The organism is Okeania sp. SIO2F4 (assembly GCF_010672385.1).
Classification (GTDB): Bacteria; Cyanobacteriota; Cyanobacteriia; order Cyanobacteriales; family Microcoleaceae; genus Trichodesmium.
Map to the genome: position 1 here is coordinate 1 of NZ_JAAHGT010000167.1, position 13431 is coordinate 13431.

The 13431-nt window shown below is 37.7% G+C and carries 12 protein-coding genes; 3 read left to right on the forward strand and 9 right to left on the reverse strand.

The window, feature by feature from the left end:
• Positions 1 to 1094, reverse strand: a 1094-nt coding sequence (locus F6K22_RS13105; protein WP_293098077.1) for a tetratricopeptide repeat protein, incomplete at its 3' end; no start/stop codon positions are given.
• A 232-nt stretch (positions 1095 to 1326) separates the two neighbouring features.
• Here F6K22_RS13105 and F6K22_RS13110 point away from each other — a divergent pair.
• Positions 1327 to 1488 (forward strand): hypothetical protein, encoded by a 162-nt coding sequence (locus F6K22_RS13110; RefSeq protein WP_293098080.1) that lies wholly within the window; start codon positions 1327 to 1329, stop codon positions 1486 to 1488.
• A gap of 525 nt (positions 1489 to 2013) precedes the next feature.
• Here F6K22_RS13110 and F6K22_RS13115 read toward each other — a convergent pair.
• The 3 genes from F6K22_RS13115 to F6K22_RS13125 all read right to left on the reverse strand — a co-directional run bounded on the left by F6K22_RS13115 (position 2014) and on the right by F6K22_RS13125 (position 4652).
• Positions 2014 to 2847: a DUF1822 family protein gene (locus F6K22_RS13115; protein ID WP_293098082.1), complete on the reverse strand. Its 834-nt coding sequence runs from the start codon at positions 2845 to 2847 to the stop codon at positions 2014 to 2016.
• 177 nt (positions 2848 to 3024) lie between these two features.
• Positions 3025 to 3321 carry a terminase gpP N-terminus-related DNA-binding protein gene (locus F6K22_RS13120; protein WP_293098084.1) on the reverse strand — a complete coding sequence of 99 codons (297 nt, stop codon included), beginning with the start codon at positions 3319 to 3321 and terminating at the stop codon, positions 3025 to 3027.
• An 884-nt stretch (positions 3322 to 4205) separates the two neighbouring features.
• On the reverse strand, positions 4206 to 4652 hold the full coding sequence (locus F6K22_RS13125) for a hypothetical protein (protein WP_293098087.1): 447 nt from the start codon (positions 4650 to 4652) through the stop codon (positions 4206 to 4208).
• Positions 4653 to 5140: 488 nt separating this feature from the next.
• Here F6K22_RS13125 and F6K22_RS13130 point away from each other — a divergent pair, with 488 nt between their 5' ends.
• The gene (locus F6K22_RS13130; protein WP_293098089.1) at positions 5141 to 6319 is read left to right on the forward strand and encodes an NHL repeat-containing protein; all 1179 of its coding nucleotides are present in this window, start codon (positions 5141 to 5143) and stop codon (positions 6317 to 6319) included.
• A 602-nt stretch (positions 6320 to 6921) separates the two neighbouring features.
• Here the strand turns inward: F6K22_RS13130 and F6K22_RS13135 are convergent.
• Positions 6922 to 7047, reverse strand: coding sequence for a hypothetical protein (locus F6K22_RS13135; RefSeq protein ID WP_293098091.1), 126 nt, complete (start codon positions 7045 to 7047; stop codon positions 6922 to 6924).
• A gap of 335 nt (positions 7048 to 7382) precedes the next feature.
• On the opposite strand from F6K22_RS13135, the gene F6K22_RS13140 reads away from it, so the two are divergent.
• Positions 7383 to 8573, forward strand: coding sequence for a GNAT family N-acetyltransferase (locus F6K22_RS13140; protein WP_293098092.1), 1191 nt, complete (start codon positions 7383 to 7385; stop codon positions 8571 to 8573).
• A 766-nt stretch (positions 8574 to 9339) separates the two neighbouring features.
• Here F6K22_RS13140 and F6K22_RS13145 read toward each other — a convergent pair.
• The 4 genes from F6K22_RS13145 to F6K22_RS13160 all read right to left on the reverse strand — a co-directional run bounded on the left by F6K22_RS13145 (position 9340) and on the right by F6K22_RS13160 (position 13050).
• A complete protein-coding gene (locus tag F6K22_RS13145) occupies positions 9340 to 10023 on the reverse strand; it encodes a restriction endonuclease subunit R (protein ID WP_363273467.1) in 684 nt (227 codons plus the stop codon).
• Entirely contained in the window at positions 10007 to 10162 is a 156-nt protein-coding gene (locus tag F6K22_RS13150; RefSeq protein ID WP_293098094.1) for a hypothetical protein, read from the reverse strand. Before F6K22_RS13150 ends, F6K22_RS13145 begins: the two co-directional genes overlap by 17 nt.
• Positions 10163 to 10393: 231 nt before the next feature.
• The gene (gene guaD / locus F6K22_RS13155; RefSeq protein WP_293098097.1) at positions 10394 to 11728 is read right to left on the reverse strand and encodes a guanine deaminase; all 1335 of its coding nucleotides are present in this window, start codon (positions 11726 to 11728) and stop codon (positions 10394 to 10396) included.
• Between the two features lie 473 nt (positions 11729 to 12201).
• Positions 12202 to 13050 (reverse strand): class I SAM-dependent methyltransferase, encoded by an 849-nt coding sequence (locus F6K22_RS13160; RefSeq protein WP_293098101.1) that lies wholly within the window; start codon positions 13048 to 13050, stop codon positions 12202 to 12204.
• Positions 13051 to 13431 lie beyond the last annotated feature (381 nt).

Below are 13431 nucleotides of genomic sequence, written 5' to 3' on the forward strand. Positions count from 1 at the left end.
TGAACTTCCAATGCCAGATGATATGCAGCAATAGCATTTTCCAAATTCTGTGCCCGCTCCCCTCTGATTCTGTCACTGTAGGCAGTGGCTAAATTGTTTTGAGTCCTTGCCCAATTCATAGGGAAGTCTTCTTTGGTACGAACTTCCAAAGCCAGATGATATGCAGCAATAGCATTTTCCAAATTCTGTGCCCGCTCCCCTCTGATTCTGTCACTGTAGGCAGTGGCTAGATTGTTTTGAGTCGTTGCCCAATCCATAGGGAAGTCTTCTTTGGTGTAAACTTCCAATGCCAGATGATATCCAGCAATAGCACTTTCCAAATTCTCAGCACGGTCGCCTCTGATTCTGTTACTGTAGGCAAGACCTAGATTGTTTTGAGTCCTTGCCCAATTCATAGGGAAGTCTTCTTTGGTGCTAACTTCCAATGCCAGATGATATCCAGCAATAGCACTTTCCAAATTCTCAGCACGGTCGCCTCTGATTCTGTAACTGTAGGCAAGACCTAGATTGTTTTGAGTCATTGCCCAATCTTCCGTGTTTTCCTGACGGTGGCTGAGAGTGAATAAATATCCAGCGATCGCTATTTCTATTTGTGCTTTTCTGTCGCCCCGTGGAAACTGATAAATATGAAGACTCAGGTTTTCGATTAAGGCAACAATAATATCAGTATCTTCGGGGAATTTGTTGATGAGGTCGGATGCGTATTTTGGTAGGATGTGGGCAAGATTTTCGTCGAGGAGGTGTCGGTTGTTGTCTAGGATGTGGTAGACAATACTTTCGTCTGCTTCACCTTTGTAAACTTTTAATTCTGCTTCTAGTAGTTGTTGCAGTAGGGTGTTGTAAGATTCCTCAGAGACAGAATTTTGCGATTGATTTAACCATTCTGTTAGTTTTTCAGCCATATTCAGTAGCCATTGATCATTATTTTTTTGACCTGCTTCTGCCAGATATTCGGCGTATTGCTCCATTACAGCGATTAATCCTGCATCTATTAGGTGTAGATGGTTTTGGAGAATGTCTAGCTCTTCGCCTTCCGGACATTCTAGGAGTTGTTGAATGAGTTGTGCGTATTCTGTTAGACGTTGTTCGTTCATGGTATTTTTGTTTGTCGATCCCCCCTAACCCCCCTTGGTAAGGGGGGGACTGGAGGGGTGAGTTTGATACGATCATTATTGATGGTTTTATCTTGCTGCAATTAAAACCTCTAGATAGAGGCGATCGCCTAGAAAGCGAGGACTTGACAGCTAAGAAAAAATTTACTACACTCACTTATCAGTAGGTGGAGTTCCCACCGATTTTAAGCCTGTGGAGAAGAAGGGACGTTGCATGCAACGTCCGTACGCAGACTGCGGTCAGTGGTCTTCTGTGAAGCAGGAAGCTAACTCCAAAACTCGTGCAATTGCAGTATGGGTAAGTTTGGGTAGGTTTAGTAGAACGGATAGGCAGATTCGGTATACACTCTTAAAGCAGCTTGATAGCAAGAAGTAGCAGTTTCAATATTGTCGGGACTGTTGCTTTTTTGTTTTTGTTCATTCATGGTATTTTTGTTTGATACGATCGTTATTGATGATTTTCCCTTGCTGCAATTAAAACCTCTAGATAGAGGCGATCGCTTGGTTTATCCCCCCTAACCCCCCTTGGAAAGGGGAGAACTCGAGAGAGGCGATCGCTTACTGGAAAATTAGTAGTAGGTTGGGTTAAGCGACAGCGCAACCCAACAACAAGGGTTTCCTTAGTTTACTTGAGTTGGGTTTATCCTGCGGATAAGCTGCACTAACGATACCTCAACCCAACCTACTTCTATTAAATCGTTAATTTTTGATAATTAAAGCGATCGCCTTTAAGAGATTGCTTCGGGGGGTATTAACTGTACGATAGCAGAGTTAATATCAAAGATTCCTCCCTCGCAATGACAATTGTGGACATTCATAGACCTCTCCCCCAACCCCTCTCCTACAAGGAGAGGGGAGAAAGATATCCCCCCCTTCCCTTGCAGGGAAGGGGGTCGGGGGGTTAGGTTTCTTCCACCTGCCAAATCTCTTTCAGTTTCGCCAAAAGTTGTTTAGCCAACTTTTGAGTAGTCCGTGGCACTGACTTAATTTCTGCCAAAGGTTCCCCTACTTCATCTCTGGTAGAAATAGCCATTCTTTCTTCCATAACTTTACCGACGGCGGGCAACTCACCCGCCAATACCTTTCCCCCTTTACCGCGCCAGTTACCCCCATCATCAGGAGATTGACGATAAATTGCCTCCAATGCTGCTGCCATCAAACCCAAAGATTTTTCCTGGGTTTCCGCCTCCACAACATTCCGAAATTCCACAGCTAAAGGGTCATCACTAAGCAAAAAATCTCTACCCGCTTCTAACTGCATTAAATAATCCAATAAATTTTCAGCAGGTTGTAACATTTCCAGAGAAACATAACCATCAGATTCAGTTAAATCGCTCAAACAAATAAATCCTAAAATATCCCCAAAATCCAAAGATTCATCAAAACCAACTGCCACATAAACCAGTCGATTTTCTCTGACAAATTCAGGAATTAAAAAACTTCTTTCTCCTGGTAAAACCCGCCGAAATTCTATTACTCCCAAATCGGGAATAATTACATCTGCCACATCCTCAGCCATCCGCCAAACAGGATTAAAACAGTCAGCATTTTCTAAATTTGTATCAAAATCTAAGCCATTGAGAAAATCTCGCCCGATATATACTGCCAGAGTATTTAGATAAACTTCTTTTGCCCGTTGTTGGCTAATTTGTTGTTGGGCAAATTGTTCAGCCATAGCATGACTTTCTGGAGATAACGGAATTCTAAAAATCAATGATTCGGTGATGTTATTCATAGTTGAAGTTAGTAAATTTTAGTTGATAATTTGAACAGTTGTCATTGCGACGATAGGAAGCAATCTCAGGGATGCCGGAGATTGCTTCCTTCCACTCCGTTCCAGTCGCAATGACTTGGATATAGTAATTATCCAGATTTTATCTAATTGATAATTAGATATAGTTTTCATTATTCATTATTCAATATTATTTTCTGCAATAATTTGCTCTATACATTTGAGGCATTTATTCTTCCAATTTCGATTAACAGTAGATTGATTAACACCTATTTTATTAGCAATTTCTGTTTCTGTATAACCTTGACATTTCAACAGTAAAAATTCCCAGCAGTCAACTTTTTTAGTACAGTTGCGCAACTTATCTATAGAACCACCAAAAATAGGTAACTTATCTATAGTTTCCTGAGAAAGATCGCCTAGGTTAAAATTATCTAAATCGTTTAAGTTCTTATGGTCTTTTATCTTCTCACCCACCGTTGAATATTCTTGACTATCAACATCATTTTTCGGTTGGTCTAAACTGACAATAATCTGCCCATCAACTTGACTTTTGCTTTGCCATTGACGATATAAATTGCAAGCTGTATTGTAGTGAGAACGATTAAAGTAACAAATGAATAGATTACCAAGCTTATCATCATAAATATTATCTAGTTGATCGAGAGTAATTTGATTTCTCCTACAAAAATTTGTAAGAATTTTGTCAAACTTTAAGAATGTTTCCTGTAGGGAATTATCATAAAATTCATTTGAGTCATCAAAATTAGTCTGAGAAAAACTATTCTTAACTACTAAACCAATTTTCGGATGTTGTCAGAGCCATGTTGACAACTTATTTCTGGCTCTATTGCGAGTATCAGATTCATCACTAAGGATGTCCTTGAATAACTGAATCAAGTTTTCCGGTTTTCGATTCATTGCGTGTTGCTGTTGACTTTTTAATGGTGCTTTTATCATATCATTACTAAAATTTTAGGACAAAAAAGCAAAAATTAGGCCACATAAATTCTCTTGTGTGCCTTTAGTAATTACTTCTACAATTCGATGCAAAAAAATGCAGTTTTGGCAAAATCTCAAATTTCGTAGCTCATATTGCAGAGATTTTCCATACAATGTCCCTACGAGTTTATTGATTGGTCAAACTAATTAGAGGTAGTAGCGCGTCTAGGCTAAAATTGTGGGTAAAAAAAACCTAACCCCCTAACCCCCTTCCCTGCAAGGGAAGGGGGAATATCTCTCTCCCCTCTCCTTGTAGGAGAGGGGTCGGGGGAGAGGTCTTCCGGGTTGCTCAAACTTACCCACAGTTTTGGTCTAGATGTTCTAGTAGAATGGGCAAATACTGATTGTTTTATTCACGGTTAACCAGTTAATCTATTTAGATTTGCACACCCTACTTCTGACTCTACTAAAAAAACATCAAACTTATCACATTCTGAAACTAGACAACTGACTAAATTCACAAAATAACCTGAATCAACAAAGTTCATATCCACATTGTGCATGATAGAATAAACCATCTTACCCTGAATTTTTTCCACACACCATTCCCCCAGTTTGTATGCAGCATTTTTTGTTAATAAAATACTAGAAATAATATGTGGAATCTCCTCTAAAGAATCAAAGACAGCAGCACTAGGAACAGAAAATTTCAGAAGAGAATCATATTTAGTGATATAAAGTATTTGCTCTATTCCAGAATCCATACTAAATTTAAGAATTGCCTGTCTATCATTTAATTTAGCAATTTTCCAACCAGCTTTGGCACTATTATTTATAACCAAATATTCAAAAGATTGTTTAGTCATTTCTGTTTCACTCCTAATTTATTTGTTCTACTTACTTAACCATCTGGAGGAAGGCAATTATTCGTTATCAATAATTTAATTTTGTTTATTGGTATAGCACGACAAAAAAGCAAAACTTGTAGGGTGTGTTAGACAGCTATAACCTAAAATGTGAAAAGCATTTAACAATCTGTCGTAACGCACCATTATAGTATGGACTGACAATATTCAATGGTGCGTTAGCATCAGCGTAACGCACCCTACTACTTAACTATTAAGAGTGAAAGAAATTATGCGTTTTCAAGATTTTTTTCATTAGACTTCTTGCAGAAGTCAGGGAATAGGGAATAGGGAATAGGGAATAGGGAATAGGGAATGAAATTGTTTATTTCATATCTTGAATTGATTTCATTTTTTATTTTTGGAGATGTCTATTGATAATACAGAATTGCTGTATAATGGAATACTAATCCATCAAGAAACCTGAAACTCAAAATCTTAAAAATTCCATGAAAGCATCACCTAAAATCTACCCCCATCAAAACCCAGAAATAAACCCACATATTCTCAACCCTAACGGTGCAGAAATTATTCTCGGTGCACCATCCTCTGATTCTTTAGTTGTACCACTCAAACCCAGTACAACGACAATGTTCGGACCTCGTGGCGCTTGCCTCATTTCGGAAACAGGCCCTTTGTGGGTAGCTGACACCGGACATCATCGGTTATTGGGATGGCGACAACGCCCTGAAACTGACGGGCAACCAGCAGACTGGGTGATCGGGCAACCAGACTTTTCTCAAGAGGGGCAAAACGCCAACGGTCAAACAACAGCAGCAACCGTTAGCGTTCCCACTGGTATTTGTGCTTATGGGGAAGGGTTGGCGGTGGCAGATGCTTGGAATCATCGAGTGTTAATTTGGAAACAACTACCAGAAGATAATAATGTTCCTGCGGATATCGTTTTAGGTCAAGCAGATTTTTCTGGAAATGAACCCAACCGAGGCAAGTCGGAAACCGCTGCTGACCGAATGCACTGGCCTTATGGTGTTATCTGTCATCAAGGTAAACTCTGGGTAGCTGATACGGGCAACCGTCGGGTATTGATGTGGGAAAATTTACCAGAGATTAACGGGCAACTTGCCGATCTGGTTTTGGGGCAAGCAGATATGAATTGTCGGGATGAAAATGGTGGCGGTGAGGCAACGGCAGCGAGTATGCGTTGGCCTCATGCTATTACTTTTTGGGGAGAACGTTTGGTTGTAACAGATGCTGGCAATAACCGGGTGATGATTTGGGATGGTATCCCCACTGAGAATAATCAACCTTGTTATGTGGTTGTTGGTCAATCTCAATTTGATACTGTACAGTTAAATCAGGGGGTTTATTTTCCTTCTGCTGTTAGTCTGAGTATGCCTTATGGTGTGACTGCGGTTGGTGAATGGTTGATTGTTGCTGATACTGCTAATTCTCGGTTGTTGGGTTGGCAGGATGTTGTGGGAATGGGAACTCCGGCGGTAGCATTGACTGGTCAACCTGATTTTAAAAGTAAGGCTGAAAATGCTTTGAGTTTGTATCCGACTCGCCAAAGTTTATGTTGGCCGTATGGGATTTCTGTTTGCGGGAATATTGCTATTATTGCTGATTCTGGAAATAATCGGGTTTTGTTGTGGTCTTTCATTAATTAATAATGGATAATGGCTTTGTTGTATGAAAACATATAGCTACCGCACAAGATCCAAGCATATGTACTTCATACTTCTATAACTATTGTCCAATAGATGAAATTAACATCAATCTTTGATATAAAAAGGCTGAAACTTTTACCTGTAAATGCTTTGAGGCTATTAACTATTGTCCAACAGATGAATAAAACATCAATCTTTGATATAAAAAGGCTGAAACTTTTACCTGTAAATGCTTTGAGGCTATTAACTATTGTCCAACAGATGAATAAAACATCAATCTATAGAAAGAGGGTGATATAGCTGCCACTAGGTTCACCTTTCATGTCGGGGACAACCAAAAAGCGGAACGGATGTTCTATCGCTACTTTCATGCAACAAAGCCATGGATAATTAATAATGGTTAAAACCGTAACGGAATTGCAGATAAGAAAATCTTCTAGCATTTTTTTTTAATGTAAACAGGAATTACGCAGAGACACTATATATAGCGTTATATAGCGTTCAAAAACTATAACGTTATAGATACATAGTGTTTAAGACTCAGAAATGCGTAAGTCCTGGTAAAAAAATCCTACAGCGCTTTTCAGATTGATGACCTAACGTCACAACCAAAAACCTGTAGGGGCGATTCGCGTAATTAGCAGCATTCCGCAGGAAATCGCCCCTACTGTACCGTGCAGGAAAACTGCTGTAATTCTGACCGTTGACCGTTGAGTGCTATTTGACATACTCCCGACCTTGCCCTTACGGGAAAACACGGAATTCTTCAGTCTGGGAAGCCCTGACCGCTGTTTAGACAGAGGTGATGTCCTCCCCCTGTGTTGAGATTGATAATAACAAAATGTACCTAGCTTCTCAAGGGCATATGAACAGCTTATGAAGGTATCCGAATCTTTGCCCTGGCTTTCCAATTGCGTCGCTCCCCCACCGGAGAGCGCGGGACTTCCCGTCAGGGAAGTTAAAATAACTTTTGACTTCTGACTTCTGACTTCTGACTTCATAAAGTCAACTCAGCAAATAATAGATTACCTTAGATATCTGAGTATGCCGATGAGAGTAAAAAATGATCCAACAGCCTAAACCTCAATATTCTCTAGCCTGGATTGGTAAAATTGCAGAAGTCCCCAAACAAGAATGGGATACCTTGGCCCAACCCCTCAAAACTCCCTTTCTAGAATGGGATTGGCTCCACAACATGGAAAAATCTGGTAGTGTAGGTGGTAGAAGTGGATGGCTACCGCAACATTTAACAGTATGGCGAGATAGACAACTTATAGCAGCAGCACCACTATATGTTAAGGGGCACAGTCAAGGTGAATTTGTCTTTGACCATCAATGGGCCGAAGTTTCCTATCGCTTGGGTATTGAATATTACCCGAAGTTATTGGGAATGTCGCCCTTTACTCCTGCTGAGGGGTATAGATTTTTGATTGCTCCTGGGGAAGATGAGGACGAAATAACGGGTATGATGGTCAGTGAGATTGACCATTTCTGCGATCGCCACAATATTTCTGGATGTCATTTTCTGTATGTCGATCCAGAATGGCACCCCATTATCAAACGTAATGGTTTTAATAATTGGCTCCATCATAGTTACATCTGGCAAAATCATGGTTATCAAACTTTTGACGACTACCTGAAGGTATTTAATGCTAACCAACGTCGTAATATTAAGCGGGAACGCAAAGCAGTAGGAAAAGCAGGTTTGCAAATGCAGACTCTCACTGGGGATGAGATACCAAAAGCGTTGTTTTCTAAGATGTATACTTTTTACGAGAGTACCTGCGATAAGTTTGGTTGGTGGGGGAGTAAATATTTGACGAAGCGATTTTTTGAACAGTTACATCACGACTTTCGCCATCGGGTATTATTTGTGGCAGGTTATAGTGAAGAAGACGATCGCTTCCCAGTAGGAATGTCATTTTGTATTACTAAGGGCGATCGCCTTTACGGTCGTTATTGGGGTAGTAGTTATGAAATAGACTGTTTACATTTTGATGCTTGTTATTATGCACCGATAGAATGGGCGATCGAACATGGTATTAATAGTTTTGACCCTGGTGCTGGAGGGCGACATAAAAAACGCCGTGGTTTTCCCGCCACACCTAACCATAGTATGCACAGATTTTATCATAATCGTTTGTCAAAAATATTTTTATCTTACATTGGGCAAGTGAATGAAATGGAGCAGTTAGAAATGGATAGAATTAATGAAGATTTACCTTTTAGTCAGGGAGTAGGGAATAGGGAATAGGGAGTAGGGAGTAGGGGAATGTGGGGAGAAAAAGAGAATTAACGAAGTCAGAATTCAGAAGTCAGAAGTTATTTTTGTAACGGGGATTTAATCCCTGCTCCAAAAATATTTCGCCTTAAAAGGCGGGGTTTTATAGCGCTACTTGAATCGGGAATCGGGAATCGGGAATCGGGAATAGTAAACTGTCAAAGGGTTTCATGATTTAGAAATGTCAAATACCTGAATGAGTAGCGCTATAAACCCAATTATTTTGATAAACAAATGAACCACATTAAAAAAATGATAACCCTGTATGGATGTTGCATGCAACGTCCATACTTTGTTGTACTATTTTATAGTAGGGGTTTGGAGACCAAACCCCATTTTCACTTTGGTTTAGATACCAAACTTATACAGTTTTTTTCACAAATCATTTACCGAAAAATAAAGGTATAAAGCCTTCTATTTCAAGAGAAAAAGCGGTCTTTAGATGGCGAGGTTTCCCGAAGAATGCAGAGCAGCTCAGAAGTACCCCATATCCAATCTCCCCTTGAGAAAAGTGCTAAGATATTTCCTTATATTCAATTCCCTCGCGGTTTTTCTTGAGGTAATTATCTATTATCAATTAATGAAGATTACCGAAAAATTAATAATTAATAATTAATAATTAAATACTTCTGGTTTAAAGCCTCCCCTTGGATAGAGGAAAACAAAGAAAATATTCCTTATATTCAATCTGATGGTTTTAACCAGAGGTAATTATCAATTATCAATTATCCATTATCCATTAATGAATATATTCTTGATTAGCTATTTCACTTAAACGTTTAAGGATGCGGAGTACATCAAAAAGTTCATTACCAGGATTACGAATAGCTAACATTTTTGATGTCGCATATTGAGGAATTTCTGTTTTGACTAGCTTAACAAAAATGAAACTACCACCTGTAACAATTAAACCATAATTAGGATGTTCAACATGGGGACTAGCTAAGAGATAAGTTAATAGTTGAGCCAGACCATATTCTATGGAAAACTCGGCTCTTTTTGATTCAATAATCATTACCCATAGATTTTCTTTCAGAACAAGAGTATCTATTCGACCTCTAATAATTACTTCTTTATCTGCCAGTTCTAGATTAATAGATTGTTCAGAACGAATATGATAAGGATAAAGAAAAAATTTACCAATAAACAAAATCGGATCGACTATTGCCATTCTGACAATATCTTCTAAAAAAGGTGGATATTCTAATAAGTTAAAATATCCTTCCTGAACTTGATTTAGTAGTTCTTTTTCCAAGTCACTAATCTCTGGCAAATCATCTTGCCATTCTCGAAAAAATTGTTCATCTCTGACTAATTTTAAGCCAAAGTTATCTGATAGATAACGCAGACTTACTTCTTGGGATTGAATAGTTTGAATCATATTCTTGAGACTAGGGAGTAGGGTTCTACCAAATAATACCATTTCTCAAAAAGAATGCTATATCTGCCAAATGTGGGGAAGTGTTGGGAGTGTTGGGAGTGTTGGGAGGTAGGGAAGTTGCATGCAACGTCCCTACAACATAAGAATAATAAACATTAACTGGGCTATTATTAGCAAGCATGGTGATTAGATATGTGTTAATTACTTAATAACTGAAGTGCCATCTAAGTATAGCAATGCTTTTGGGAATTGGTATAATATCATGTCCGGTTGAATAGTTAGAGCTTGCTGAATAAATATAGAATCCTCAAAATACTAAATTTTTATTCACTTTTTGGGATTTTCCCTCACTACCAGGCTGGAAAAATGCAGAAAAATTAACACTTGCAACTATTTCCTATTCTCTTCCCTCTTAATTTTCATAAACTAAATTTCCCGCTACATAAGTAGCTTTAACTGCCTGTTCATTACCTAATATCATCAGAGTAAATAGCTCATCAACAATATCAGTTAATGAATCAGGATTATTTCGAGCATTCCGCAATTTTAACAATGGAGTTACCTTTGTATCTATAACAACTAAATCTGCTTCTTTTCCTACCTCAAAATTCCCAACTTTATCTTCCAGAGATAGAGATATTGCTCCTCCTAAAGTAGCTAGATAAAAAGCTTTCAAAGAGGATAAACTTTGCCCCTGTAGTTGAGAAATTTTATAAGCATCATTCATTGTTTGAAATATGGAAAAGCTAGTACCACCTCCCACATCTGTACCTAAACCAACTTTGACTGGATTATTTTCAGATTTTGCTCTGTTTAGTGGGAATAAACCACTTCCTAAAAATAGATTTGAGGTCGGGCAAAATGCAATAGTTGAACCAGCTTGTGAAAGTCTTTCAAATTCAGAATCGCTCAGATAAATACAGTGAGCAAAAATTGATTTATCGGTTACTAAGCCAAACTTTTCATAAACATCTAAATAGTCTTTGCTGTTGGGAAAAATTTGAGAAACTTTTTCAATTTCCGACTGCTGTTCGGATAAATGAGTATGTACATAAACATCTGGAAATTCTTGTTTCAGAACTCCAGCTAGATGTAATTGTTCTGATGTAGAAGTAATAGCAAATCTGGGAGTAATAGCATATAGAAGTCTCCCTTTACCATGCCATTTTTTAATCAAACTTTTGCTATCTTGATAACCAGTTTCTGGAGTATCCAGTAAATAATCTGGAGCATTCCGATCCATGAGCATTTTGCCAGCAATAATCCGCATATTTCGTAGTTCTGCTTCTTCAAACAAAGCATCGACTGACTGAGGATAAACTGTAGTTAAAACTAAGGGAGTTGTCGTACCATTTTGTAAGAGTTGGTCAAGAAAAAATGATGCTATTTTTTGAGCATAGTTTTTGTCTTGAAATTTTCCTTCTGCTGGGAAAGTATATTTATCTAACCATTCTAAAAGTTGTGTACTAGAGGAGGCAATTATTTCTGTTTGCGGATAATGGATATGAATATCAATAAATCCCGGTAAAATTAGCATTCCTGGATAAGAAGTAACAGGAATTTCCGGATATTTATACTTTAATTTATCGTAGGTATCTAGTTCTTGAATTATGCCTCCAGAAATAATCATTAAACCATCATTGATATACCGAACAGTTTCTAACTCTGGGTAATAAAACGGGTCAGTAATAAAATCTAGAAATGAACCTCTAATTGCCGAGATTTTGAGATTTGTATTTTGAGTCATATCAATTTCCTTCCTAAATCTAAATTATTATACTTCTTGCAGAAGTCAGGGAATAGGTATGGAGGGAATAGGGGGGATAAAATTGTTGATTAGACTTCTTGAATTGGTTTAATTAAAAATTTTGTAAGAGGTTTATTCGTTTGCGACCATATATGTAGAAAGTCGTTAGATCATTATTCAGGGAATAGGGAATAGGTATGGAGGGAATAGGGGGGATAAAATTGTTGATTAGACTTCTTGAATTGGTTTAATTAAAAATTTTACAAAAGGTTTATTGGTTTGCGACCGTATATGTAGAAAGTCGTTATATCATTCCAGATACCTTGGTCAGTTTGTAACACTTTTAATTCATTTTCAAACTCTAGTTTAGCTTGTTTCAATTGCTCTGAAGTCAGGGAATAGGTATGGAGGGAATAGGTATGGAGGGAATAGGGGGGATAAAATTGTTGATTAGACTTCTTGAATTGGTTTAATTAAAAATTTTGCAAGAGGTTTATTGGTTTGCGACCATATATGTAGAAAGTCGTTATATCATTCCAGATACCTTGGTCAGTTTGTAACACTTTTAATTCATTTTCAAACTCTAGTTTAGCTTGTTTCAATTGCTCTGTGGAAAGCTTTGATAAAGGATGAGGGTACTGCCCTGGTGCAGGATGAGAAGTTCCAGCCCACATCTTTTGTGCTTCCTCTAAACTAATATAATTACCATCTTGTTCCACTTGAATTTCAATTAACTCAAAATTCGCTTTTTCAAGCAGGTATTGACATTTTTCAACCGTTCCAGTTGGTTGACTCATCAAATATGAAATACCATATTTTTCCAGAATTTTTTGTGTAATAACTCCACCAACAAAAGCAGTTTCAGCAAAAGCTTGAATTCCCAGAATACCTCCTGGTTTGAGAAATTTACGCCAAAGAAGCAGAGACTTAACTAGATCGGACATCCAAATAAATGCAGATGCACAAAAAATTCGATCAAAATGATTTTCTGGAAAATCAATATTTTCAGCATCAGCTAGTAAAAATTCTAGATTATTTAGACTGAGAGTTTTAGCTTTATTTTGAGCTTGAATAATCATTCCAGGTGCAATATCAATCCCAATTACTTTTCCTGTTTCACCCATTAATTGAGCTGCTGCAATAGCACAATGACCAGTTCCTGTAGCAATATCTAAAATTTGTTGACCTGGACTTACTTGTCCATATTCAACTAAATGATTCGCAATTCTCCAGTGCCAATGACTATTATCATATCTCTCGCTTCTTCTAGTATATAAGTCTGCTATTTCTTGTTTGTAATTATTTAAGTTAAGTTGATTCATAAAAAAAATCTCAAATTAATTGTAACCAAAAATTTAATTCTAATATTTAGAGGATGTTTGAAAAGTATAGCAATCCTATTTTATTCGTGTCAAAAATATTACTGCTTTTTAGGGAATACTTAACTGGGAACAGGCAACAGGTAAGAGTTTCAGGTTTTTTATCTACTTTTTAATTACCCGCAACCTATGCGCGGATTGCTATATGAATTTTGATTTATATCCCCCCTTTTTAACCTATCCCTTATAAGGAACTCCTGAAAACCTTGTGGGAGGGTGGGGAGAGGGGGATTCAGCAATTAACAATTAACAATTAATAATTACCTCTTCTTAAAACGGATAGGATTGACTAAAAGGATTTTTTTTTATTTTATCCCCTATCCA